Raw genomic sequence first — 25,404 nt, 5'->3', positions numbered from 1 at the left:
TGCGCCGTAATCGCCTTTGATTTTTCTCATGTTTCGTTCCAGATCACCTGCCCCGTCTGCAAGACCTGCTGCCCTGCGTTTTTTGGTCTCGTTGCATTTGACACCAAAAGACGCACATTTGGCCCAAACAGACCAAACACGGACAAAAACCATGGCAAAGACGGATCGGCCCGACACTTACGACATCGCCATCGTCGGCGGAGGACCATCTGGCCGGATTGCGGCACTCAGCCTGGCACAAGCCGGCTTCTCCTGTGTGCTTTTTGCGCCGCCTTTGCAACGTCAGGACGGTCGCACCACGGCGCTCTGGCAACAATCGATCGATTTGCTGCGCGACGTTGGCATCTGGACCGACATCGAAAGCAATGCGGTGTCCCTGAAAAAGATGCGCATGATTGACGGAACCAAACGTCTTCTCAGGGCACCCGAGGTGACCTTTGACAGCGCCGAACTTGGCATGGAAGAGTTTGGTTTCAATATCTTGAACTCTGATCTTAATACCGTACTTGAAAAAAAATGTGCCGATCAAGCGGACTTGACGGTTATTTCTGAACCCGTTCAATCCGCGGTGTTTGGTGCCAATCACGCCACTTTGACAACACGGTCCGGCCTTGAGCTTGCTGCACGTTTGGGTGTCGCGGCCGATGGCCGCAATTCTGTCTTGAGAGAATTTGCGGGAATAGACGTGAAGCGCTGGTCATACCCGCAGGTGGCTGTCGTGCTCAATCTTGAACACCGTCTGCCTCACCAGCATGTTTCAACGGAATTTCACACCGCGACCGGTCCGTTCACGCTGGTGCCCCTGCCCGGCCGGCTATCGGCACTTGTCTGCGTTGAAACAGCCGAAGGTGCAGCAGCCCTGCTGAAATTGGCGCCGAATGAGCTGGAACTTGAACTGGAACGGCGCGCCCATTCCGTTCTTGGCGCCTTCAAGCTGGCCTCCGATCCGCAAAGCTTTCCGCTCTCCGGGCTGAATGCCAACAAGCTTGTCTCAGAACGCCTCGTGCTTCTTGGCGAGACGGCACATGTCTTTCCGCCGATCGGTGCGCAAGGGCTGAACCTTTCCTTGCGCGATATTCTGGATCTGAGGTCGGTCCTGACAGGTGCCCAGGTGCGGCAGTCCGATATCGGCTCCATGGCGGTACTTTCCGGATATGAGGCCAAGCGGATGGGCGATATCCGCACGCGCACCAACGCTGTTGATTTGCTGAACCGGTCATTGCTGACCTCGTTTCTGCCCGTTCAGGCCGCGCGCAGCGTTGGCATGTATCTGGCTGGGCGCGTCGGCCCCTTGCGCCGGATGCTGATGCGTGAGGGCATGACACCTGGCAGCGCCTTTCGCCTTGGGCGTTGAGCGACAGCAGCAGGACTGTCAGTTTTTTCCGGCAGAGCGCTTCTTCTGATGGTAGGTCAGGGCCATGGTAATCATCTGGCGTAATTCGTTTTCGGGCAGCGGATCGCCAAGCTGAAAATGCACGGACCGATCCCCGCCATAGGTGAATTGCGGAAAGAGCGCGCGCCATTCTGACACCAGCGAGGATTGGCAATTCACATAAAGCGCGAAGTCGCCGGCATCGGACTTGTCCCTGTCGATGCGGATGGTGGTGCCGGTTTTCGGGCGCGTGGTGAGGTAACTTGGCTGGCTCCATTTGAGCGTTTCCTCAAGAACGCCGATGTCCTTGTTTTCGGCAGCAGTCCGCAGGATCAGGCTGCGCATTTGCAACAGCGCGGCCTTGATATCCTCTGGATAGCCATCAAGAAGGCTCATGACACTCGGATCGTCCTGCACGCCTCGGGCTCCCTTCCTCATGTTCTTCAAGGTGACGTTTTGCGCCTGTCTGCGTCAACCCGTCGGCAGATAGCCGCTTGTCAGGGCCCAGATAAACCCGGTGACCGTGATGATGGACACAGCCGTTCCGATCAGGACGAAGCTGGATGCTCTTTGCACATAGGTTCCATATTGCTGCGCGATGACAAAGACATTGGTGGCCGGTGGCAGGCAGGACATCAACACGGCGGTTGCCACCCAGCTCGGATCAAAGCCGCCCAGCCAGCTGAGCAGGAGAAAAACGAGTATCGGGTGCAGCACCAGTTTGATGCTCAGGACCAATGGAAGTTCCAATGGAACACGTCCGATCGGACGCAAGGCTATATTCACCCCCATGGCAAAGAGCGCGCAAGGGGCTGCGGCATTACTGAGATACAGCAACATGGTGTTGACCGCTTCCGGCGGTCTGAATTCAAGTGCCGCGGCAAGAACGCCAGCGATGGTCGCCAGAATGAAAGGATGCGTGAAGATCCGGTAGCCGATCTTCTGTAGCGTTCGCAGGAAGCTTTCGTTGTCCGCACCGGCAAGGGCCATCAACAGCGGCGCCAGAATGAACATGAGTGCGTTGTCGAAGGCAAGGATGAGCGCGGTGGGCACGGTCGCCTGTTCCCCCAGAACCGCCAACGTCAGGCCCGGCCCCATATAGCCGACATTGGAATAGGCGCCCGCGATGCCGAGAATGGTGGATTCGCCAATGCTGCCGCGTGTCGCGACCACGCCGATGCAGAATGAAATGGCAAACACGATATAGGTGGTGAACGTCGTTGCGGCGACAAAGGACACATTGGCGAGCTGTTCGAACGGCGTTTCGGACAGCAGCCGGAAGAAAAGTGCCGGCAGGGCCAGGTAAACGACAAAAAAATTCATCCAGCTCAGGCCGGACTCCGGCAGGTTCTTAAACTTCCCGGCTGCAAACCCTAACAGGATGAGACCGAAAAACGGGAGGGCCAGTGTGATGACGTCCTGCATGCGGCTTCCAAAATTCCTGCTTGGTCTGGTTCTGGAGTGGACGGCGTTGGCGCTTGCATCTTGCGCCGGGCTTGGATAAGGACGCGTGACCGCCGGTCAGCACGACCCGCATTCCAATCAGGTCTGGGCCTGCGCCGCAAGGGCTCAAAGGGACCAAACCGGTGCTAATATCCCCTTCTTTTTTGAAGGGGCTAAACGTGAGAGCAATCGTTTCCGATGTCCCGGAAATTAAGACAGCGCAAATACCCGCGGCTGACGGCTGCGCAGAACGTGGTGGAAGGCATTGCGCTGAGGAGTGCCATCTGGCTGTTCCGGCTGATACCAGTGGATGTCGCCTCGAAGGTCATGGGAACCTGCTGGAGATGGCTGGCGCCTTATAATGCCCGCCATAAACGCGCGCTCGACCACCTCGAAAAGGCCTTTCCTGGCATGCCCGAACAGGAGCGTGACCAAATCGTGCGCGGTATGTGGGAAAATCTCGGTCGTGTTGCGGCCGAGACCTTTCACATAGACCGGTTGCTTAAACAGGACTTCCGGTTCGAGGCGATTGCCGACGAAACCACGGAAAAGGTTCTCAACGGCGAGCAGGCCTGTCTGTTTGTGTCCTTTCACAGTGCCAACTGGGAACTCTGCGTTCAACCGGCTGTTCGCCGCGGCCTGAAAATCACCGGGGTTTACCAGGCGCTGCGCAATCCGGAAGCAGACCGGGCACTCACGTCCTTGCGCGCGGATCTTTACAAGGGCGGCTTGTTGTCAAAGAGCCACCAGACCGCGCGCAAGATCCTCTCGACCCTCAAGTCTGGCGGTGTTGTGGCCATGATGGGGGATCTGCGGGAGACACGCGGTGTTCAGGTTCCGTTTTTTGATCGTCTGGCCTATGCCAACCCGGTGCCGGCCTCCCTTGCGCGGGCATGCAATGTCCCCATCGTGCTGGGGCGCGTCGTGCGAACGAACGGTGTCCGGTTCCGGATCGAGGGCCGCGCAATTTCCGTACCGGTTACTGATGACCGGCAGGCCGATATCGAGGCCGCAACTGCGCAGATCCACGCGATATTCGAAAGCTGGATACGTGAGCACCCCGACCAGTGGATGTGGATCCACAAGAAGTGGGCGCCGCCTGGAAAAACGTCCGCACAGAAACAGGCCCGCCGAGCCGCCGCTGCCCAGGTTGCAAGCAGCGAACAGGACTAAAGGCGTTCTGCATTGAGCGACGATTTGGCCTTTCGGGGGATGGTTGCAGCGCAGCATAGGCGTTATAGCTATCCGTTCGACAGGTGGAGGATAGCTGTTTCATGAAAACCCCAAGTGCATATTACAAACCGCTTGCAATCGGTGCCCCTGCCCCTTTCCGGGAGCTGCCGGTAACGCTGGAACGGATGATCCACTTCGTGCCGCCACATGTTGAAAAGATGCGGGCAAAGGTGCCGGACCTGATCAACAAGGTGGATGTGGTTCTGGGCAACCTGGAAGATGCGATCCCGGCTGAGGCCAAGACGGATGCGCGTCGCGGTTTCATCCAGCTGGCCAGCGAAAATGACTTCGGTGCGACCGGCCTCTGGACACGGGTCAATTGTCTGAACAGTCCCTGGTTCCTCGACGATCTTCTGGAAATCGTTCCCGCAGTTGGTGACAAGCTTGATGTCGTCATGCTTCCCAAGGTCGAAGGGGCCTGGGACATCCACTATCTCGATCAGCTCCTGGCCCAGCTGGAAGCACGCTCCGGTATTTCCAAACCGATCATGATCCACGCTATCCTGGAGACAGCGGAAGGCGTGAAGAATGTCGAGCAGATTGCGGCAGCCAGTCCGCGCATGCATGGCATGAGCCTTGGTCCGGCCGACCTTGCCGCCTCACGCGGCATGAAAACAACGCGGGTCGGCGGCGGCCACCCCGACTACGCCGTGCTTTCGGACGCCAATCCGGACGGAGCCAGGACGGCCTATCAGCAGGACCTGTGGCACTACACGGTCGGCAAGATGGTCGACGCGTGTCTGTCCTATGGGCTGAAACCCTTTTATGGACCCTTTGGCGACTTTGCCGATGCGGCCGCCTGTGAAAGTCAGTTCCGCAACGCTTTCCTGATGGGGTGTCTCGGCGCCTGGTCACTGCATCCGACCCAGATCGACATTGCCAAGAAGGTGTTTTCGCCGGATCCGCAGGAAGTCGGCTTTGCCAAGCGCATCCTGGAGGCGATGCCGGACGGCACCGGTGCGGTAATGATCGATGGCAAGATGCAGGACGATGCAACCTGGAAACAGGCGAAGGTTATCGTAGACCTTGCAAAACTGGTTGCATCGAAAGACACTGAACTCGCAGCGGTCTATGGTCTTTAGAAATTCGCAAGGCTCCGGCGTTACGGTTTAATGTTAGAGCGCTTGCAAGCTGCCGGCCAAAACGGTATCCCGGCAGTGCATGCACTGAGCGGACGAAGAACCATGCGTACGGCTAAATTCAGAATTGGTCAGGTCGTCCGGCACCGTATCTACCCCTTCCGGGGCGTGATCTTCGATGTCGATCCGACCTTCAGCAATACCGAGGAATGGTGGAACGCCATCCCGGAAGACGTGCGCCCTCTGCGTGACCAGCCGTTTTATCATCTGCTCGCAGAAAACGAGGAAACTGAATACGTTGCCTATGTCAGCGAGCAGAATCTCGAGCCGGACATGACCGGAGAACCTGTTCGACATCCTCAGGTAGAAGAAATCTTCGAGGAACAGACAGACGGTTCCTATCTGCCCCGCAGCGTCGAAATTCACTGAAGGCCTTCGCCCTTCACAAAAAAGGCCGGCTCTCATCAGAGCCGGCCTTTTTTGTTGTTGCGAATTCCGGTCTTACTGATCGGTGTTCTGGGCGTCGATCAGCTTCTGGCGGGCTTCGTCGGCGCGTTTCTGCAGCTCGCTCTGAAGCTCTTCCTGACGTTTCTGAAGCTCGGCCAGGTTCATCGGCTCGCCGTCATAGACCTTGGTGAACCCGATCAGGGTCATCTTGAAGACGATTTCTTTTGCCTGCTGGTTGTAAGGCGCGACAATCATTTCTCCGCCCTGCTTCATTGCAGCGATGAAGGTGTCGTCAATGGCCAGTTCCGCGTAGCAGGCATTGGGAGCGCAGATGCTGTACTTGCCCTGGACCGGCTTGCTGTCGTCGATCTGGATGCGAACGCCCGGCTGGATCAAGACACCGGTCGGAACCGCAACCAGAAGCTTCTTGCGTGCCTCGCCAGCGGTTTCCTGAATGGCAATGTTGCTCAGGAACTGCCCGGTATTGGTGCGCAGCTCAATCGAAATGAAGCAGATTTCCTTCTGCGTATTCGGATTGGTGTTACACGCCTTCGTCCAAGGGCTTTTTTCTTCCTGGGCGATTGCGGGAGCACCTGCGAAAGAAGACAGGGCCACGAACGCACCGGCTGCGCATCCGAACAATCCTCTTTTCAAAACACTCTTCATCGAAACGTCCTCAATCGTGCGTGTATGAAACATTCGCGTTGTTCTGATGCATTCCGGTAGCAACCGCAAGACCCCATGGAACATTCGCTTCGTTAATCCATGGTAAGACACTGAATTTGGGCAAGAGGGTGGCCGATTTGCAACGCAGGCCCGTGGTTTCAAACAAAACTGAATATCTTGCTGATTGTTGCTTGCATCAGAGGCGTTTGCGTTAACCCTGTGATACCCTGACCGCTGAGAATCAACAGAATCTCGGGCGGTGGTTATGCGTATTTCGATTGGTGACAAACCTTTTTTCAAGGCAGTGCGGAGCGCGGCGGTTCTGACGCTCTCCGCGGTTTCCCTGATGGCCTCGCCGTTTTCAGCGGCGTATGCAGATGAGGAGACGCCCTGGACCCATGCAATCTCCATGCATGGCGCACCGGCGCTTGAAGAAGGACAGCCATTCCCTTATGCCAACCCGGACGCTCCTAAAGGGGGAACGATCACTTTGGGGGTGCAAGGCACCTTCGACAGCCTGAATTCCTTCATTGTCCAAGGGGGCTGGACATCCGCGCGCGGCATGCGTGAGCGGGAGTTCGGCAACAATATCCTGGAAAGCCTGTTGGTGCGCTCCTACGCAGAGCCGTTTTCGCTTTACGGCCTGCTGGCACAGCGTGTGCGCATGCCCGACAGTCGTGAGTGGATCGAATTCGAACTCAATCCGGATGCCCGCTTCTCGGACGGGTCTCCGGTCACAGTTGAGGATGTGATCTTCTCGCTGGAAGTGATCGAGGCCAAAGGCCGCCCGCCTTACCGGAACTGGTACGCGGCGATCAAGGAGAAGCAGGTCACGGCTCCGAACCGCTTGAAGCTTGTTTTCGAAAACGGCGACAACAGGGAACTGCCGCTGCTGATTTCGCTGGCACCGATCTTCTCGAAGAAGAACACCGATTTCGAGACATTTGACAAGTCGACGCTTACCCCGCCGGTCGGCTCCGGGCCCTACACGTTCAAGACAATCGAACCGGGCCGGCTCGTCGTGTATGAAAAGAACCCCGACTACTGGGCCAAGGATCTGCCGGTAAAAGCCGGTTTCGACAATTTTGATGAGATCCGGATCGAGTATTTCCGTGACGAAACCACGTTGCAGGAGGCCTTCAAGAAGGGTCTGGTGAATGCTCTCAAGTTCCGTGATCCGGCCCGCTGGGCAAATGGCTTCGACTTCCCGGCCGCCCAGAACGGGGATGTAGTTCAGCGGTCCAAGCCGCTTGGCATTCCGGCCGCCATGCAGGGCATTGCCTTCAACACGCGGCGCGAGCAGTTCTCCGATGTCAATACACGCAAGGCCCTGCGCATGCTGTTTGACTTCAAGTGGGTGAACGAGAACCTTTATTACGGGCTATACACACGAACGGCTGGCTACTGGGACAATTCGGATCTGTCCTCGATCGGTCGCCCCGCCAGCGATCGTGAGAAGGAACTTCTCGCCCCCTTCCCCGATGCTGTCGCGCCGGATGTGATGGCCGGCACCTGGCGACCAGCCGATGCGGACGGCTCCGGACAAGACCGGAAGGTGCTGCGTGAAGCGCTCAATGTGTTTGGCGAGGCCGGATATGGCCTGCAGGATCGCAAGCTTGTCCATAAAGAAACCGGCAAGGCGCTGACCTTCGAAATCCTCGCCAAGAACGAGGATGAAGAGAAACTGGCGCTCGCCTACATCAAGACGCTCGAACTCCTCGGCATCGACGCGAGCGTGCGCAGTGTCGACCCGTCCCAGTTCGAGGATCGCCGGACGAAACGCGATTTCGATATGGTGTTCAACACCTGGTATGCCTCCCTCTCGCCCGGTGCAGAGCAATACGGCCGCTGGTCGACGAAAGCGGCCGACACTGAAGGCTCGTTCAATTTCGTCGGCGCCAAGGAACCGGCCATTGATGCGCTGATCGACGAGATCGTGGCTGCTCGCAGCCGCGAGGACTTTGTGGACGCCGTTCGCGCTTTCGACCGCGTTCTCATTTCGGGCGCCTATGCGGTGCCGCTCTATCATGTATCGGACGACTGGGTTGCGTATTGGAAAGATGTCGTTCCACCACAGCAGGATTCCCTTTACGGGCACGAATTTGACACCTGGTGGTCAGCTGCTGCGGCCCAATAAACGGACCAACGGACGAAGAACAATATGAAAGCCACCCAAGAAAGCCTGAGCAAGGAGTATCATGAAAGCGGAGCCTGGTCCGATGTGCCGCTTGACGCGCTCTTTGGCAAGACGGCGGCAGAACATCCCGACCGGCTGGCACTGGTCGATGCCCCTGACCGAGAAACCTGGACAGGCGGCACACCCAGACAGCTGACTTATGCCGAAGCAGACCGAGAAATCGATCGGCTTGCCGCCTTTTACAACACGGTCGGGCTGACGGCCGATCACGTCATCGGCGTGCAGGCCCCGAACACGGTCGATACGGTCATCGCCGTTCTGGCCGCCTTGCGGGCTGACCTGATCGTTTCACCTCTGCCATTGCATTGGCGACAGAAGAACGTTCTGGAAGCTCTCAATTCCATCGGGGCGAAAGGGTTCATTGCCGCAGACCGCGTGGAAACCCGAGAAGTTGGTGTCGCGGCCCGGGACGTTGCCGCCGACCTGTTCTCGCTGCGCTTCGTCTTCGGGCTCGGCAAGGACGTCCCTGACGGTTTGATCGAACTTGGCCCCATGCTTGCCGAAATGGGGGACGACCTTCAGTTCTCGCCAAGCGAGAGACCGGAGCCGGCCGACCATACCGCCACCATCTGCTGGAGCCGCAGCGGCGAGGAAAACGTCCCGGTGACGCGGTGTCACAACCACTGGACATCGGCGGCGCAGATGGTTGTTCATGAAGCGCATATCAAGGACGCCAGCACGGTAATCCTGCCCTATTCGCTGAGTGGCCTGACCGGGCTGGGCGGCGGTCTGGTACCCTGGCTTTTGACCGGAGGCACGCTTCATCTGCATCATCCGACTTCCCTCGCCAATCTTGCGGCACACGCCAATGAGGTCGACGCCGATGTCGTCATGACACCTGGTCCGCTTGCGCAGACCCTGGATCGCAAGCTGTCCAATTCCAAAACGGCCCTGCTGGCAGCCTGGAACATTGCGGCGCCACATCCAACCACCTTTGTTGCGCGCCGACGTCTGGTTGATCTTCACCTTGCCGATGAATTCGCGCTTGTCGCCAAGGCGCGTGGTCCTTCCGCCAAGATGAAACCAACAGCGCTGGGAAAGCATAACGGGCCGAACGGGTGCGAGAGCGGGCCAGCCCTTCTGGAAATTGCAGTCACTGACGAAGTGGATGATCAACCCCCGACCCTGTTGGTGAAAGGGCCCATGGTTCCTGAAATCGGCTGGCGTACCATCAATGGAGACCAGCGGCGTGTCCGTTGGGAGGGAACAGGTTTTCTCAACACCAACATCAAGGTCGAACTGGTGGAAGACGGTCTCGCCGGTTTCGGCATTCCCGGCCAATATGCGCTGGGGACGGGGAACCTTGAAACCATCGATCGGATCTATTCAAGTTATCCCGGCATCCGGGAAGCTGCCGCTTTCATCGTTGAAGACGCGGTTCTTGGCGCACGCATGTATGCCGCTCTTGTACCCGATCCCGGACACGTTCCGGATGCAGGAGCATTCTTTGCTTATCTGGACGCAGAAGGTGTAGACCTTGCCAAGATCCCCCATCGTGTGCTGATTTTACAGTCATTGCCACGGAACGACGATGGAACCATCTGCCGCGAGCGGCTGACCATGCGGACCCAGCGCCTGCCTGCTGCCGTGGCATAGTTGGGGACAGGGAATGGATTTAGAAACCTCGCTCTCCTGGCGCGGTCCTTACTGGTACGCGGGGCGCCGGCCAAGGCGCAGCGGAAGTGGGGACGCTCCGGAAGCCCTGGATGTGTCGCTGCTGAAAATGTTTGACCGCGGAAGCCGGCTACCCCTGGCGCTGCCGGCGGCGGTCGTGGTTGACGTGGCAGAGCTCGAACAGGGGCAGCAAACGGCTTTCTTCGACTGGCTGATGCCGCAGATCAGGAACCTCGTCTGCGAAGTCCCCTTCTATCTCCTTACGGGTAGCGACGACCTGTTGCCGGACGGGCTTCAGCCCACGGCGGTGATCGACCGGATCGTGCCAGACGAAGTTCTCCTGATGCTGATTTGCATTCATCAGCGCGCGCTGTTGCGCTCTGACGAGGCACAATTGCGCCGTCGGGTTTTTGGTCGCATTCCCGGTTTCGGCTCCGCGCCGCATCATTCAGGGTCCAGCAGCCTGCTCGTTGTTGGCCTGAGCGGGCGTTTTCTGGAATGGCAGGATGCCAGCGACCAGAAGGTCGAGGTCGTCGGCGCGTTCGACGGCAACATGGCCGTTGAATTCATGTCCAAACGGGCGTTCGACGCGGTTGTCATTGATGCTCCGTTTGATGACGCGATTGACTATATGCAGCAGATCAGACGGGATGCCCGCTTCGCCGGCCTGCCGGTCCTTGCCGTGTGTGAGCGCGAGGAAGATCTGGTGCTGTTGTTCCGTAATGGCGCCTCGGACGTTCTTGTTGGAGAAAACCGCAAGGAAACACTGGTCAAACGCCTGAACGCCGCTATCCGCTTCGGCAAGAGGCGGCGCCTTGCAGACCGGGTGCTTGCCGAAAGCCACATGTGGCTGCGTCAGCAGGTCAATGTCGGCGGTCTGGCGGTCGAAGACTACACAACCTATCTGGAAGCCTGCAGCAACCAGCTGGCTGCAAGGGGGCTGGATCTCTGGGAGATGCGTCTTCAACCGGAAAATTTTGGTATCGCCGTTACCTCCCTGGAAGAGCTTGAGGAAATCAATGCGACTTTGCTGTCGATCGCCGATGCCACCAGCCGGGACGAGGATCTTGTATGTCTCATTCGGGACGTCGGTCCCGTTGCCGTTCTGAAAAACGAAGCCGGTACCACGCGTCTTCAAAAACGGATCAACTCGATTTTGACCCATACAGTGCTTTAAACCGGCGCATTTCGCGCAATTTTGGGGCCTTGCCTTAACGTTGCCACGAAATGGGGCTTGGCAAATACCCACAAGGCACTAGCCTTGAATGAACCAGTCAGAAATCAGGAAGTCGCATGACAGATGTAGCCCCACTCACCGTCGATGTCATTTCGGATGTGATGTGTCCGTGGTGTTACATCGGTAAGCGACGGCTGGAAGCCGCGCTCCGCTCTGTGCCGCAACTGAATGTTCTGGTGCGCTGGCACCCCTTTCAGCTGGATTCGACCCTGCCGAAGTCCGGCAAGGATCGGCAGCAGTATCTCAGCGACAAGTTCGGCGGGATGGATCGGGCTAATGCCTTTTACAGCCAGATCCGGACGGCGGGTCAGGAAGAAGGCATCCCGTTTGCTTTCGTGGATATCAGGCTGTCCCCAAACACCCTCGATTGCCACCGCTTGATCCTGTGGTCTCGCGCGGACGATCTTCAGGACGAGGTGGTTGAGCGTCTCTTCAAGGCCTATTTTGTTGACGGAGAAGACCTGACCAAATCCGAAACGCTGGTGCGGATTTCCGAGGAAGCCGGCATGCAGTCCGATCTGGTGGAACAGCTCCTGGAGACGGAAACCGATCTCGACAAGGTTACGGCCCAGATCGAAAACGCTGTCAATTCTGGAGTGTCCGGCGTTCCCTGCTTCATCATCGACGGGCGGTTTGTTCTGGCCGGTGCCGAGAAGGCAGAAACGATTGCCGCCGCCCTGCTGCATGCGGAAGAAACAAGAACCAACCCGCAGGCTGCCGCGTCCCAGTAGAAGCCCGAAAGCAGGCAACAAAAAACCCCGCAGTTTCTGCGGGGTTTTTCGTTTTCAGAGAGGCAAGGCTCAGCCCTTCAGGATGGACCGGCCTGCGTAGATAGCCTGCGGGCCCAGTTCTTCCTCGATCCGGATCAGCTGATTGTATTTAGCGAGCCGGTCGGAGCGGGCCAGGGAACCAGTCTTGATCTGTCCGCAATTGGTGGCAACGGCCAGGTCGGCAATCGTGCTGTCTTCGGTTTCGCCGGACCGGTGCGACATCACGGCGGTATAGGCGGCCTTGTGGGCGGTTTCGACGGCATCAAGTGTCTCGGACAGTGTGCCGATCTGGTTGACCTTGATCAGGATGGAGTTGGCAACACCCATGTCGATGCCCTTGCGCAGGCGCTCGGAGTTGGTCACGAAGAGGTCGTCACCGACCAGCTGGCACTTGTTGCCAACAAGGTCCGTAGTGGCCTTCCAGCCGTCCCAGTCGTCTTCTGCCAGACCGTCTTCGATGGAGATGATCGGATAGCGGGACACGAGATCGGCGAGATACTGAGCCATTTCCTCAGGTGCCAGTGACTTACCCTCACCTTCCAGGACGTATTTGCCGTCCTTGAAGAATTCGGTCGAAGCGGCGTCAAGCGCCAGATAGACGTCTTCTCCCGGCTTGTATCCGGCCGCTTCAATGGATTTCATGACGAAACCGATGGCTGCGTCGGTCGACTCCAGGTTCGGTGCGAAGCCACCTTCGTCACCAACGTTGGTGTTGTGACCGGCAGCGTTCAGGGCTTTCTTGAGCGTGTGAAAGATTTCAGAGCCCATGCGAACGGCTTCACTGAGGCTTTCGGCCCCAACCGGCATGATCATGAATTCCTGGAAGTCGATCGGGTTGTCGGCATGGGCGCCGCCATTGATGATGTTCATCATCGGCACCGGCAGGGTGCGGGCGGAGGTGCCGCCGACATAGCGGTAGAGCGGCAGACCGGACGCCTGGGCTGCAGCGCGGGCAACGGCAAGGGACGCTCCCAGGATTGCATTGGCGCCAAGACGGGCCTTGTTCGGTGTGCCGTCAAGGTCGATCATCGCCTGGTCGATCTGCAGCTGATCCTCGGCTTCAAGGCCGCCGATCGTTTCGAAGATCTCGCCATTGACGGCATCAACGGCCTTCTGAACGCCCTTGCCCATGTAGCGGTCGCCACCGTCGCGCAGTTCAACGGCTTCATGCGCGCCGGTCGACGCGCCGGACGGAACGGCGGCACGGCCGAAGGAGCCATCTTCCAGGAATACGTCGACCTCAACGGTCGGATTGCCGCGGCTGTCAAAGATCTGACGGCCGATGACATCGATAATGGCGGTCATGGAATGAACTCCCTGTCACAAGTAGCAGTACTGACGTTTGCCGGACGGGGTCCGGCATTAGTGGACGCCGGCAGACCGGCGTGAGAAACGGAGCATGGCTCCACATGAGAAAGCCGCATCCAAGGATGCGGCTGAAACAATCTATTCGGCGGCTACAGCCGGAGTCTTGATAACCGCATCAAGTGCCTTGAGCTGCGCAAGAAGTGCTTCCAGCTCACTCAGCGGCACCATGTTCGGACCGTCGGACGGTGCCTTGTCGGGATCCGGATGGGTTTCAATGAAGAGGCCAGCGACGCCAACAGCAACTGCAGCACGCGCAAGGACCGGTACCATGGTCCGATCGCCACCCGAAGAACCACCTTGTCCTCCCGGAGCCTGTGCAGAATGGGTTGCATCGAAAACAACCGGAGCACCGGTCTGCGCCATAATGGTCAGGGACCGCATGTCGGTCACAAGCGTGTTGTACCCAAAGCTTGCACCGCGTTCGGTCAGCAAGACGTTTGGATTGCCGGAGCCCGTTACCTTGTCCAGAACATTTTTCATGTCCCAGGGCGCAAGAAACTGGCCTTTCTTGACGTTGACGACACCGCCGGTTTTTGCGGCGGCAACCAGAAGGTCGGTTTGGCGACACAGAAATGCAGGGATCTGCAGAACGTCAACAATCTCGGCGACCGGCGCGCATTGCTCCGGCGCGTGCACATCGGTCAATACCGGCATGCCGTAGGTTTCCTTGATCTCTGCAAAGATCGGCAAAGCATCGGACAGGCCAACACCACGTTGTCCGGAGAGCGACGTGCGGTTGGCCTTGTCAAAGGATGTCTTGAAGATTGTGGAAATACCGAGCTTCTCCGTGATCTCCTTGACCGCAGCAGCGCATTCGAGCGCATGTTCGCGGCTCTCCAGCTGACACGGCCCTGCAATCAGGCTGAACGGCGTAGCGTTGCTAAAAGACACATTGCCAACGGAAACTACTCGATTTGCCTCGGTCATATTCCACCATCTGTCGGAAGGGCACCGCGTTGCACGGTGTTGCCTTCAGGGTCTGCCCTCACCCAGCAATAATTTGCGTGTTCCATAACCTTCTTTTGTCTAACCCGCAACAGCGGCATGGCGCAGTGCAATACCGGAATTAAATCGATTAAACTTCTTGGCAGGCAGTTGGCCGGACGAGCCGGTCCCCGGGTTAGCCCTTCTTTGCGGGGTTTCAGTGTCCGTCCTATGCGAACCAACATCCTTGTCTCTTTAACAGAAGCTCCACAAACACCCGATATTTAAACGTGAGATTCGTGCCGCGCTTGTTTATGAGTGGGCAAAAGACTATTGAAATCGCTTGAAAAAGCATTGGAAGGCCTGAAATGAACAAGCCCATTCGCAAAGCGGTCCTGCCGGTCGCCGGTCTCGGTACACGCTTTCTGCCCGCAACCAAAGCGGTGCCGAAGGAAATGCTGACCATCGTCGACCGTCCGATCATTCAATATGTTGTCGATGAGGCGCGCGCGGCAGGGATTGAACACATCGTGTTTGTCACCGGACGCAACAAGCAGGTCATAGAAGACCATTTCGACATGGCCTACGAGCTGGAAGACACGCTCAAGGCACGGAACAAGACCGCGGCTCTGGAGCTGCTCGAGAAACACAGGCCCCAGCCCGGTTCCACAAGCTTCACCCGGCAACAGGCACCGCTTGGTCTCGGGCATGCGATCTGGTGCGCCAGAGATATCATCGGGAACGATCCATTCGCCATCCTGCTGCCGGACGTGATCATCAAGTCCAAGGTGAGCTGTCTCAGGCAGATGGTCGATGTCTATGAAAAGGCCGGCGGCAACATCATCGCCGTGGAAGAGGTCCCCGACGATCAGACGCATAACTACGGTATCGTCGAGCTTGCCGACGAGATCGGAAAAAATGCGCACAAGATCACGAACATGGTCGAGAAGCCTCCGCAGGGAACGGCGCCGTCCAATCTTCAGATCACAGGACGTTACATCCTCCAGCCGGAAATCTTCGACCTGCTGTCCAACCAGGACAAGGGCGCAGGTGGCGAAATCCAGCTGACCGACAGCATGCTGGCGCTCATGAAGACACAGCCCTTTGCTTCCCTGAAGTTCGAGGGCCGCAGCTATGACTGTGGCAACAAGGCCGGATTCCTGAGTGCAAACATCGCCTTCGGTCTGGATGACCCGAGTCTTGCAAAGGAGTTACTCCCCTTCATGCAGGAGATGATCGATCATCCCGAGGCTGCCGAATAAGTCTCTGTCAGCCGCTATGGGCTTGAAATTGCAATAGCGAACGGATTAGGACTGGGCCGGGCTCCTTATCAGGGCCCGGCCCTTTCTCTGGCCCAATTCGGACGCCCCCTGCCCATGCAAGAACTCGCTTCCAAGAAACTCGCCATCATCGGCCTTGGCTATGTCGGCCTGCCGGTTGCGACCGCCTTTGCGGCCAAGGGCTACGATGTGGTCGGCTTCGACATCAACACGAAGCGGCTTGATGAATTGCGGTCCGGTCGAGACGGCACAGCGTCTGTTTCTCCTGAAGACCTGTCGGCTGCAACACTCACCTTTTCAGGCGATGAAGCGTCTCTGGCAGATCGCGACGTGCTCATCGTTGCCGTGCCGACGCCGGTCGACGAGGCCAAGCGGCCGGACCTCACACCGTTCCGCAAGGCTGCGGAAACCGTCGGCCGAAACATGAAACACGGTGCGATCGTCGTGTTTGAATCGACGGTCTTTCCCGGGGCAACGGAAGAGGTTGCCGTGCCGATCCTGGAACAGGGTTCCGGATACCGTTTGGGGGACGGATTTGAGGTCGGCTATTCGCCGGAGCGGATCAATCCGGGCGATACGTCACGCGGTTTTGCCGACATCACCAAGATTGTCGCAGCCTCCAGCGCAGTTTCGACGGACCTGCTTGTCGCCCTTTACGGGTCGGTCGTTACTGCCGGCATTCACCGGGCGCCGTCCGTCAAGGTGGCAGAGGCTGCCAAGGTCATCGAAAACACCCAGCGTGATCTCAACATCGCGCTGATGAACGAACTGGCCATGCTGTTTCACCAGATGGACATCGATACACGCGACGTGCTTGAGGGGTCCGCGACCAAGTGGAATTTCCTACCCTTTCAGCCCGGGCTGGTCGGTGGCCACTGTATCGGGGTCGATCCCTATTACCTCACCCACAAGGCCCATGAAATCGGCATGACCCCGCAGGTGATCCTGGCCGGGCGCGGGACCAACGAAGCCATGCCGGGGTTCGTTGCCGGCAAGATCATCCAGGAATGTGTCCGGCTCGGTCTGACCATGCCGCCGAAGGTCACGGTGCTCGGGGTCACCTACAAGGCCAATGTGCCCGATACCCGAAATTCCAAGGTTGTCGATCTGATCCGTGAACTGAAAAACTTCGGGGCGCGGGTGGAGGTGTCCGATCCCCTTGCCGATCCGCTGGAAGTGGTCGAGGAATATGGAATCACCCTGACCCCGAGCGACGCCCTGGAACCCGCTGACGTCGTGGTCCTGGCTGTGCCGCATGCGCAATTCTGCGAGGGGTCTTCGGGCTGGAAAACCACGACGGCGTTTCTTGGCGACGGCCGGGGCCTTGTTGCCGACATTCCAGCCAAGCTGGACCGGGCAAGTGTCCCTGAGGGCGTGACACTCTGGCGACTTTGAAATCGCTGTGATTTTTGGCCTTGGGCACTTTCCTTGGCCGGGACATCTGCTTATCGATGCAACGGGCGCGCATCGTTCTGCCGTCGGCCGCCTGCTGACGTCGGGGATTTCTCAAGAAAAGTGGGATCCGGGTAAGGAATTGAGCCGTATACTGATCGGGTTTCAGAACAGGAGACATCGATCATGGCTCAGTACCGTTTCTGGAAATTGGCTGCAGCAGCCGGTGCCAGTCTTCTGCTGGCGACTGCCACTGTCAAAGCCGAAGAGGGCTTCGACGGGGCCAAGCTGCAGACGATCATCAAGAACCAGATGAGCGCCTTTGCGTCCGGCAACGCCAAGGCCGCGTTTTCCTTTGCAACGGATTCACTTCAGCGCCGGTTCCAGACACCCGAATTCTTCATGGAGATGGTGCGGCAGGGCTACCGGCCGGTGTATCAGCCCAAAAGCGTCACGTTCGGGCAGTCGAAAATGACCAAATACGGACCGACCCAGGAGGTCTACGTGACCGGCCCGCAGGGCAAGAACTGGCTCGCTCTGTACAGCTTTGAAAAACAGCCTGACGGAAGCTGGCGCATTTCCGGGTGCTATCTGACGAAGTCCGAGGGTTTTTCGGCCTGAGGGTCTGAATTTCGCGATGACTTTTCGGCGTTACAGCGCCGGGATGTCACCTCTTGCCCAGTTTTCCTTCGTTTCAGCATAGAAATCCTCGAAACGGCCTGCTTCGATGGCATCCCGCATGCCCTGCATCAGAAACTGATAATAGGCAATGTTGTTCCAGGTCAGCAGCATGCCGGCAAGCCCCTCGCCTGCGCGCACCAGATGATGCAGATAAGCGCGGCTGTAAATGCTTGCCGCAGGACATTCGGCCTCCGCATCCAGCGGCCGCGGGTCTTCCTGGTGGCGCGCATTCTTCAGGTTCACCTTGCCAAAACGCGTATAGGCAAGGCCGTGCCGTCCTGCGCGGGTCGGCATGACGCAGTCGAACTGGTCGATGCCGCGCTTGACGCTTTCCAGAAGATCGTCAGGCGTGCCAACGCCCATCAGGTAGCGCGGCTTGTCGACCGGCATGACGGGCGTGGTGATGTCCAGCATCTTCAACATCACTTCCTGCGGTTCACCGACAGCCAGACCGCCGACCGAGTATCCCTCAAACGGCATCTTGCCGAGTTCTTCGGCCGAACGGATGCGCAGGTCCGGCTGATCGCCACCCTGAACGATACCATAGAGCCCCTGCCCCTTGACCGGACCACCCATGGCCTCGAACTGCCGACGTGACCGCTCCGCCCAACGAAGCGACAATTCCATCGCCCTCTGGACTTCCTCCTTCGGGCTCGGCAGCTTGATGCATTCATCCAGCTGCATCTGGATGTCCGATCCGAGCAGGCCCTGAATTTCAACAGACCGCTCCGGTGTCAGGTGGTATTTCTGACCGTCGATATGGCTCTGGAACCGGACGCCGTCCTCGTCGAGCTTGCGCAATTGGGCGAGTGACATGACCTGGAAGCCGCCGCTATCGGTCAGGATGGTGTGCGGCCAGTTCATGAACTTGTGCAGACCACCGAGTTTGGCGACGCGCTCCGCCGTCGGCCGCAACATCAGGTGATAGGTGTTGCCCAGAACCACATCAGCGCCGGTTTCCCGGACCTGCTCCGGATACATGGCCTTGACGGTCGCCTGGGTGCCGACCGGCATGAAGGCGGGCGTCCGAACGATCCCATGCGGTGTGGTGATTTCGCCGCGGCGCGCTGTTCCGTCGGTGGTGATCAGCTTGAAGCCGAATGTGTTCTGGTCCTGGCTCATGAGATGTCCTTAGACGGCGTCCTTGTCCGGAAACAGCAGGGAGGCGTCCCCGTAGCTGTAGAAGCGGTATTCCTGATCAATGGCATGGGCATAGGCAGCACGCATGGTCTCAAGGCCTGACAGGGCGGAGACCAGCATGAACAGGGTTGACCGGGGCAGGTGAAAATTCGTCATCAGGGCGTCGATGACCTTGAATCGGTAGCCAGGCGTAATGAAGATCGAGGTTTCGCCTTTGAAGGGCGCAATCCTGCCCGTTTTCACAGCCGCGCTTTCCAGAATGCGCAAGGAGGTCGTTCCGACACTGACAACCTTGTTGCCACGTGCCTTGACGGCGGCAAGCGCTTCGGCGGTCTCCGGGGAAACCTCGCCCCATTCGGCATGCATCTTGTGGTCTTCGGTCTTGTCCGCCTTGACCGGCAGGAATGTGCCTGCGCCGACATGCAACGTCACGCGGTGGTGTTCGATGCCGCGATCTTCCAGTGCCTGAAGCAGGCCCGATGTGAAATGCAGACCCGCCGTCGGTGCGGCAACCGCTCCGTCCTTTTCCGCAAACATGGTCTGATAGTCTTGGCGGTCCTGTTCGTCCTCACCGCGTTTCTGCGCGATATAGGGCGGCAGGGGAATATGGCCCACAGCCGCAATTGCCTCGTCCAGTGCGGGACCGGAGCGGTCGAATACCAGCAGGACCTCGCCGCCGTCGGCTTTTTCCGAGACTTCTGCAGTCAACCGCGTCCCGAACCCTTCGAACAGGACATCGTCGCCCACCTGCAGTTTCTTTGCCGGACGTACAAAAGCCTTCCAACGATCAGGGCCCGTCCGCATGTGCAGTGTTGCCCCGATTCCGGCAGAAATTTCGCCGCGCAGGCGGGTTCCCTCCAGCTGGGCGGGAATCACCCTGGTGTCATTGAAAACGAGAGCATCCCCCGGCTCCAGAACATCCGGCAGGTCGCGCACCCCGCCGTCGACAAGGGGGGGATCGGCCTGAGGGCGCACAACAAGCATTCGAGCCGCATCGCGGGGACGCGCCGGGCGCAAGGCGATACGCTCGTTGGGCAGATCAAAATCGAATTGGTCGACGCGCATGGCGCTCACTTGGTGCTGTTTGGGGGCTACCGGTCTGCTCCACGGACCAGGAAGCTGGTCCGGATGCCGGATCGATCAGTCTGCGGCTCTTAAAGCTGGATTGGCCGAAGGTCAACCGGCGCAGGGTCCTGCGGACAGCAAGACGGCGCGGAATTCCTTCCGCGCCGGCCTGGTTCCCGTTTGGGTCCTGATCAGGCTGCGTCGGCAGCCACTTTCAGGGAGACGATATTGTCCGGATCAACAACCGGCTCGCCGCGCTTGATCTTGTCGACATTTTCCATGCCTTCGATCACCTGGCCCCAGACGGTGTACTGGCCGTCGAGCCACGGTGCGTCGGTGAAGCAGATGAAAAACTGGCTGTCGCCGGAATTCGGGTCCATCGCGCGGGCCATGGAGCATGTGCCGCGGACGTGTTTTTCGTTGCTGAATTCGGCTTTCAGCTTCTGGCCGGAACCGCCTGTTCCTGTTCCCTGCGGGCAGCCGGTCTGGGCCATGAAACCGTCGATCACGCGGTGAAACTTGATTCCGTCATAGAAACCTTCGCGCACGAGTTCTTTGATACGCGCAACGTGGGTCGGTGCCAGATCCGGTTTCATCTCGATCACGATCGAGCCCTGGCTGGTTTCCATGAGAAGGGTGTTTTCGGCGTCTTTGATATCGGCCATGAGACTATCTCCTAGGGTCTTGAAAGATGGGGCTATGAGGTTCGGGACTTATTGCGCGTCCGCTGCAACCTGCATCTTGACGATCTTGTCCGGGTTTGCCGGTGGTTCGCCGCGTTTGATGTTGTCGACAAACTGCATGCCGTCGACGACCTCACCGAACACGGTGTACTTGCCATTCAGGAAGTCACCATTGTCGAACATGATGAAGAACTGGGAATTGGCGCTGTTGGGGCTGGAGGCGCGGGCCATGCCGAGCGTGCCGCGCTTGAAGGGCTCACGGGAAAACTCGGCCTTCAGGTCCGGTTCGTTGGAGCCGCCCCGGCCCGTCCCGGTCGGGTCGCCGGTCTGCGCCATGAAGCCATCGATGACCCGGTGAAAGACAATGCCGTCATAAAAGCCTTCGCGGGCCAGCTTCTTGATCCGGGCGACATGCTCGGGAGCCAGGTCCGGGCGGAGCTGAATGACAACACGGCCGTCCTTCAGGTCAAGGAAGAGCGTGTTCTCCGGGTCGCCCTGGGCATTGGCGGCGAAAGGGAAGAGAATGAGCGATGCCAGAACGGCGAAGGTTGCAAACAAACGTGACACTGGAATCTCCTGATGTTCGGTCCAGGTTCGGGAGTGAAAGGGATCAGTTGTCCGGTCGGGCCCGGCGGCGCAACGGTTCGGCGACCGGCTCAGGCACGAAGGCAGAGATTTCCCCACCCATTTTTGCGATCTGGCGCACCAAGGTGGCGGTGATATGGCGGACATTTGGCGACGCCGGCAGGAAAATCGTCCTGATGTCCGGCTCGAGGGTGCCGTTCATGCCGGCCATCTGCATTTCGTAGTCAAGGTCCGTGCCGTCCCGCAGGCCGCGCACCAGGTAGCCGGCCTTCTGGCTGCGAGCGGTGTTGATGACCAGATCGTCAAAGGCAATCACATCGATCCGGCTTGCTTCCTCGGGAGAGAATTCGGCTTCGGCAGAGGCGTGAATGAGTGCCACGCGCTCGTCAAAGGAAAACAGCGGAGACTTGCCCGGATGGATGCCGATCGCGACCACAACCCTGTCCGCCAGTGCGAGCGACTGACGCAGAATATCCATATGGCCGTTGGTGACGGGATCGAACGAACCCGGGTAGAGCGCAATACGAGTCATGGCCCCTTCCTTACTCTGCCTGTTGCCACCTCACAAGGGAAAGCCTGAAACAGATCCGCATTCTGCCAGCAACTGACAAACTGTGACGGCCGTCACATCGCGCTTTCCAACAATGTTCCAAGGTGAGGTCATCGAAATCCAAGTGGCGTGAGCAGGAGCCAGGACAATGAGGAGCAATTCAACCACCGACCGGACCGCACAGACACAAGCGGCTCAACCCTTTGCCATTCGTGCCCAGGCTGTCGACCCGGCCATGCATGTGAAGCTGGCAGCTGTTTTCATGCTGGCACTTCTGACCATGATCGCCGCCGGCGTCATGACGATGCATCCGAGCAATGCGTCCCAGGCAGAAGATCTGACAAGCCTGGCAACGCAGGGCCTGACGACAACAAAGGGCGACCGCGTCGCCACCTCCACATCCGATACCTGCAAGTCGCAGGCCTGGGGCGCCTGGTCAGCAGACTGCGCAGCGGCCCTGACGGGTGCCAGCAAGGTGCGCAAGGTTTCGTTTGTCACCGTTGAAAAATCCGCCCCGACCGTCAACGAGACCATTCTGGCGCGCTACCCGGCAACAAACTGAACGATTCAAATACCTCCCTCCCCGTAACGGCAAACAGCGGCTCAGGTTCCACCCTGGCCGCTGTTGTCGTTTTGGAGCCAGATCCTGAAGGATCAGCTTTCCGGCGTGTCGTCGCCGCCTTCGGCAGCTGGTGTATCGCCAGCATCACCGTCGGTTGCGGCTTCTCCGTCTTCGGCACCCTCGCCGTTTTCTTCGAGGTCGTCGTCCTCATCCACTTCGGAGATGCCTTCCACGGCAACGACTTTTTCTTCAGCCGCTGTCTTGAAGACGATGACGCCCTGCGTCGCGCGCCCGGCGATGCGGATACCGTCGACCGGGCACCGGATCAGCTGACCACCATCGGTCACCAGCATGATCTGGTGGCTATCCTCGACAGGGAACGAGGCAACCAGACCGCCATTGCGGTCATTCACCGCCATGGCCGTAATGCCCTTGCCGCCGCGGCCGGTGACCCGGTACTCAAAGGATGAGGTCCGTTTGCCGTATCCGTTCTCGGAGATCGTCAGGATGACCTGTTCCGCAGCGCTCATCTGAGCATACCGCTCCTGCGGCAGGTCACCTGCAACCACGCCATCTTCGTCCGCTCCACTGCCGTTTTCATCGGCTTCGCCACGCATTGCGCGGGAAAGCTTCAGATAGGCGGCCCGTTCTTCCGCATCGACATCGATGTGATGCAGGATCTGCATGGAGATGACCCGGTCATTGTCCGCCAGGCGAATGCCACGAACGCCGACCGAATTTCGGCCCGCGAAGACCCGGACATCCGTTGCCGGGAACCGGATACACTGACCGAAATTGGTGGTCAGCATGACGTCGTCATGTTCGGAGCAGGTGTCGACACCGACAATGCCGTCGCCGTCCTCCAGCTTCATGGCGATCTTGCCGTTGCGGTTGATGTTGACAAAATCGGACAGTTTGTTCCGGCGGACCGTGCCGCGCACGGTTGCGAACATCACGTCCAGATCCGCCCAGCTGTCCTCATCCTCAGGAAGTGGCAGGATCGAGGTGATCTGCTCGCCCTGCTCAAGTGGCAGCAGGTTGATCAGGGCCTTGCCGCGCGAGGTCGGACCGCCGAGCGGCAGACGCCAGACCTTCATCTTGTAGCAGATGCCGCGCGAGGAGAAGAACAGCACCGGCGTGTGCGTGTTGGCCACGAACAGCCGGGTGACGAAATCCTCTTCCTTGGTCGCCATGCCGGAGCGGCCCTTGCCGCCGCGGCGTTGCGCCCGGTAGGTCGCCAGCGGAACACGCTTGATGTAGCCGCCATGGGAAACGGTCACCACCATGTCCTCGCGCTGGATCAGGTCTTCCTCGTCGAAATCCGGACCACCCTCGATGATTTCCGTCCGCCGCGGCGTCGCAAACTCTTCCTTGATCTCCAGCATCTCGTTCTTGACGATTTCCTGGATGCGCGCCCGAGAGCGCAGGATGTCGAGATAGTCGGAAATCTCGGCGCCAATCTTGTTGAGCTCTTCCTCGATCTCGTCCCGGCCCATGGCGGTCAGGCGTTGCAGGCGCAGGTCGAGAATGGCGCGGGCCTGTTCCTCGGACAGCTTGTAGGTGCCGTCTTCCTGGACCATGTGGCGCGGGTCGTCGATCAGCCGGATAAGCGCTTCGACGTCCTGGGCCGGCCAGTTGCGCTCCATCAGCTGGGCGCGGGCCGTTGCCGGGTCCGGGGCGCTGCGGATCAGCTTGATGACCTCGTCGATATTGGCAACCGCGATGCCCAGACCAACCAGGATATGGGCCCGGTCACGGGCCTTCTTCAGAAGGAAACGTGTGCGCCGCTGGATCACTTCCTCGCGGAAGGCCACGAAGGCGCGCAGCATGTCGGAGAGGTTCATCTGCTCCGGCTTGCCGCCGTTCAGCGCAACCATGTTGGCGCCAAAGGATGTCTGAAGCTGGCTGAAACGATAGAGCTGGTTCAGAATGACGTCCGGAACCGCGTCGCGCTTCAGTTCGATCACCACCCGCATGCCGGACCGGTCACTCTCGTCGCGAATGTCGGAGATGCCCTCGATGCGCTTGTCGCGCACCAGTTCGGCAATCTTCTCGATCATGGTCGACTTGTTGACCTGATACGGGATCTCGCTCACGATCAGCGCGTTACGATCCTTGCGGACTTCCTCGACATCCACCCTGGCCCGCATGACGACGGAACCACGGCCGCTTTCGTAGGCGCTGCGGATGCCGGCGCGGCCAAGGATCATGCCGCCGGTCGGGAAATCCGGGCCCGGAACGATCTGCATCAAGTCTTCCAGCGTCATTGCCGGATTTTCCATGATGGCAATGGCAGCGTCGATCACTTCGCCAAGATTGTGTGGCGGAATGTTCGTGGCCATGCCGACGGCAATGCCGCCTGCGCCATTCACCAGAAGGTTCGGGAATTTCGCCGGCAGGACGACCGGTTCGGATTCGGAGTTGTCGTAGTTCTCCTGGAAGTCGACCGTGTCCTTGTCGATATCGTCGAGCAGCTTGTGCGCGACTTTCTCCAGGCGGCACTCCGTATAACGCATGGCCGCGGCCGGGTCGCCGTCGATCGAGCCGAAATTACCCTGCCCGTCGATCAGCGGCAGACGCAGGGAGAAATCCTGCGCCATGCGCACGAGAGCGTCATAGATCGCGCTGTCGCCGTGGGGGTGGTACTTACCCATGACGTCACCGACCACACGGGCCGACTTGCGATAGGGCTTGTTCCACTCATAACCGTTCTCGTGCATCGAATAGAGGATGCGCCGGTGTACCGGTTTCAGTCCGTCTCGTACGTCGGGCAGCGCACGGGACACGATCACGCTCATGGCGTAATCGAGATAGCTGCGCTTCATTTCATCGACGATGGAGACCGGTTTGATATCAGACGGGAGGCCGTCTGAAGGGGTGCTGTTGTCCTGGTCAGCCAAGGAAGACACTCATTTCATTGTTATTGCTGTGTCTTTTATATCCGATTCAAGGCTGCGGTCCAAATTCCGGGCGCTTTTCCACCTAAGTAATAAGTCTTTAAAATCAATACTCTATAAGAAGTATTCACAGGGCCGGAAAATCATTTTTGCGCGGCCGGTCGCCGTGGCATGCAAAGCCCTATAGTAAGCCCATCAAGACGCCTGAAAAACCGCCCC

General features: G+C 58.8%; 23 protein-coding genes. 12 read left to right on the top strand and 11 right to left on the bottom strand.

From position 1 onward, the window contains the following. Positions 1-151 precede the first annotated feature (151 nt). Entirely contained in the window at positions 152-1,354 is a 1,203-nt protein-coding gene (locus CHH27_RS05775; RefSeq protein ID WP_094070744.1) for a UbiH/UbiF family hydroxylase, read from the top strand. 18 nt (positions 1,355-1,372) lie between these two features. On the opposite strand, the gene CHH27_RS05770 is transcribed toward CHH27_RS05775, so the two are convergent. Both CHH27_RS05770 and CHH27_RS05765 read right to left on the bottom strand, forming a co-directional pair. Beyond that, positions 1,373-1,789, bottom strand: a complete 417-nt coding sequence (locus CHH27_RS05770; protein WP_094070743.1) for a DUF1801 domain-containing protein — start codon at positions 1,787-1,789, stop codon at positions 1,373-1,375. Positions 1,790-1,843: 54 nt separating this feature from the next. Beyond that, entirely contained in the window at positions 1,844-2,797 is a 954-nt protein-coding gene (locus tag CHH27_RS05765) for an AEC family transporter (RefSeq protein ID WP_094070742.1), read from the bottom strand. A gap of 216 nt (positions 2,798-3,013) precedes the next feature. Here CHH27_RS05765 and CHH27_RS05760 point away from each other — a divergent pair, with 216 nt between their 5' ends. From CHH27_RS05760 to hspQ, 3 genes are all read left to right on the top strand, one after another. Continuing rightward, positions 3,014-3,988: a lysophospholipid acyltransferase family protein gene (locus CHH27_RS05760; RefSeq protein ID WP_094070741.1), complete on the top strand. Its 975-nt coding sequence runs from the start codon at positions 3,014-3,016 to the stop codon at positions 3,986-3,988. Positions 3,989-4,089: 101 nt separating this feature from the next. After that, the gene (locus CHH27_RS05755; RefSeq protein ID WP_094070740.1) at positions 4,090-5,130 is read left to right on the top strand and encodes a CoA ester lyase; all 1,041 of its coding nucleotides are present in this window, start codon (positions 4,090-4,092) and stop codon (positions 5,128-5,130) included. A gap of 102 nt (positions 5,131-5,232) precedes the next feature. Then, positions 5,233-5,556 carry a heat shock protein HspQ gene (hspQ, locus tag CHH27_RS05750; protein ID WP_094070739.1) on the top strand — a complete coding sequence of 108 codons (324 nt, stop codon included), beginning with the start codon at positions 5,233-5,235 and terminating at the stop codon, positions 5,554-5,556. A 72-nt stretch (positions 5,557-5,628) separates the two neighbouring features. Here the strand turns inward: hspQ and CHH27_RS05745 are convergent, their stop codons facing one another. Then, the gene (locus CHH27_RS05745) at positions 5,629-6,240 is read right to left on the bottom strand and encodes an invasion associated locus B family protein (RefSeq protein ID WP_094074543.1); all 612 of its coding nucleotides are present in this window, start codon (positions 6,238-6,240) and stop codon (positions 5,629-5,631) included. Positions 6,241-6,586: 346 nt separating this feature from the next. Between CHH27_RS05745 and CHH27_RS05740 the strand changes: the two genes are divergently transcribed. The 4 genes from CHH27_RS05740 (at position 6,587) to CHH27_RS05725 (ending at position 12,019) form a co-directional block, all read left to right on the top strand. Next, complete coding sequence (locus tag CHH27_RS05740; protein ID WP_247646249.1) at positions 6,587-8,377, top strand: extracellular solute-binding protein; 1,791 nt, start codon at positions 6,587-6,589, stop codon at positions 8,375-8,377. Between the two features lie 24 nt (positions 8,378-8,401). Next, entirely contained in the window at positions 8,402-10,033 is a 1,632-nt protein-coding gene (locus CHH27_RS05735) for a class I adenylate-forming enzyme family protein (protein WP_094070737.1), read from the top strand. Between the two features lie 13 nt (positions 10,034-10,046). After that, on the top strand, positions 10,047-11,228 hold the full coding sequence (locus CHH27_RS05730) for a response regulator transcription factor (RefSeq protein ID WP_208988596.1): 1,182 nt from the start codon (positions 10,047-10,049) through the stop codon (positions 11,226-11,228). A 116-nt stretch (positions 11,229-11,344) separates the two neighbouring features. Beyond that, a complete protein-coding gene (locus tag CHH27_RS05725) occupies positions 11,345-12,019 on the top strand; it encodes a DsbA family oxidoreductase (protein ID WP_094070736.1) in 675 nt (224 codons plus the stop codon). 69 nt (positions 12,020-12,088) lie between these two features. Here the strand turns inward: CHH27_RS05725 and eno are convergent, their stop codons facing one another. Both eno and kdsA read right to left on the bottom strand, forming a co-directional pair. Continuing rightward, complete coding sequence (gene eno, locus CHH27_RS05720; RefSeq protein WP_094070735.1) at positions 12,089-13,363, bottom strand: phosphopyruvate hydratase; 1,275 nt, start codon at positions 13,361-13,363, stop codon at positions 12,089-12,091. A 141-nt stretch (positions 13,364-13,504) separates the two neighbouring features. Then, positions 13,505-14,353, bottom strand: coding sequence for a 3-deoxy-8-phosphooctulonate synthase (gene kdsA, locus CHH27_RS05715; protein ID WP_094070734.1), 849 nt, complete (start codon positions 14,351-14,353; stop codon positions 13,505-13,507). A 365-nt stretch (positions 14,354-14,718) separates the two neighbouring features. On the opposite strand from kdsA, the gene galU reads away from it, so the two are divergent. From galU to CHH27_RS05700, 3 genes are all read left to right on the top strand, one after another. Further along, a complete protein-coding gene (galU, locus tag CHH27_RS05710) occupies positions 14,719-15,612 on the top strand; it encodes a UTP--glucose-1-phosphate uridylyltransferase GalU (protein WP_094070733.1) in 894 nt (297 codons plus the stop codon). A 114-nt stretch (positions 15,613-15,726) separates the two neighbouring features. Next, positions 15,727-17,025 (top strand): nucleotide sugar dehydrogenase, encoded by a 1,299-nt coding sequence (locus CHH27_RS05705; protein ID WP_094070732.1) that lies wholly within the window; start codon positions 15,727-15,729, stop codon positions 17,023-17,025. A 183-nt stretch (positions 17,026-17,208) separates the two neighbouring features. Beyond that, positions 17,209-17,643: a DUF4864 domain-containing protein gene (locus CHH27_RS05700; RefSeq protein ID WP_094070731.1), complete on the top strand. Its 435-nt coding sequence runs from the start codon at positions 17,209-17,211 to the stop codon at positions 17,641-17,643. A gap of 30 nt (positions 17,644-17,673) precedes the next feature. Here CHH27_RS05700 and tgt read toward each other — a convergent pair whose 3' ends face one another. The 5 genes from tgt to coaD all read right to left on the bottom strand — a co-directional run bounded on the left by tgt (position 17,674) and on the right by coaD (position 21,708). Continuing rightward, the gene (tgt, locus tag CHH27_RS05695; RefSeq protein WP_094070730.1) at positions 17,674-18,825 is read right to left on the bottom strand and encodes a tRNA guanosine(34) transglycosylase Tgt; all 1,152 of its coding nucleotides are present in this window, start codon (positions 18,823-18,825) and stop codon (positions 17,674-17,676) included. Positions 18,826-18,834: 9 nt separating this feature from the next. After that, on the bottom strand, positions 18,835-19,908 hold the full coding sequence (gene queA, locus CHH27_RS05690) for a tRNA preQ1(34) S-adenosylmethionine ribosyltransferase-isomerase QueA (RefSeq protein WP_094070729.1): 1,074 nt from the start codon (positions 19,906-19,908) through the stop codon (positions 18,835-18,837). Positions 19,909-20,099: 191 nt separating this feature from the next. Next, positions 20,100-20,573 (bottom strand): peptidylprolyl isomerase, encoded by a 474-nt coding sequence (locus CHH27_RS05685; RefSeq protein ID WP_094070728.1) that lies wholly within the window; start codon positions 20,571-20,573, stop codon positions 20,100-20,102. Positions 20,574-20,621: 48 nt separating this feature from the next. Next, positions 20,622-21,158 (bottom strand): peptidylprolyl isomerase, encoded by a 537-nt coding sequence (locus CHH27_RS05680; RefSeq protein WP_094070727.1) that lies wholly within the window; start codon positions 21,156-21,158, stop codon positions 20,622-20,624. 43 nt (positions 21,159-21,201) lie between these two features. Beyond that, positions 21,202-21,708 carry a pantetheine-phosphate adenylyltransferase gene (gene coaD, locus CHH27_RS05675; protein WP_094070726.1) on the bottom strand — a complete coding sequence of 169 codons (507 nt, stop codon included), beginning with the start codon at positions 21,706-21,708 and terminating at the stop codon, positions 21,202-21,204. A gap of 166 nt (positions 21,709-21,874) precedes the next feature. Here coaD and CHH27_RS05670 point away from each other — a divergent pair, with 166 nt between their 5' ends. Beyond that, positions 21,875-22,288: a phosphopantetheine adenylyltransferase gene (locus CHH27_RS05670; RefSeq protein WP_094070725.1), complete on the top strand. Its 414-nt coding sequence runs from the start codon at positions 21,875-21,877 to the stop codon at positions 22,286-22,288. Between the two features lie 92 nt (positions 22,289-22,380). Here CHH27_RS05670 and gyrA read toward each other — a convergent pair whose 3' ends face one another. Next, a complete protein-coding gene (gene gyrA / locus CHH27_RS05665) occupies positions 22,381-25,188 on the bottom strand; it encodes a DNA gyrase subunit A (RefSeq protein ID WP_371681826.1) in 2,808 nt (935 codons plus the stop codon). Positions 25,189-25,404: the final 216 nt, after the last annotated feature.

It is taken from the genome of Labrenzia sp. VG12, from assembly GCF_002237595.1.
Classification (GTDB): Bacteria; Pseudomonadota; Alphaproteobacteria; order Rhizobiales; family Stappiaceae; genus Roseibium.
The sequence above is the reverse complement of the archived record's forward strand: the minus strand, read 5'-3'. Positions and strand labels throughout refer to the sequence as shown.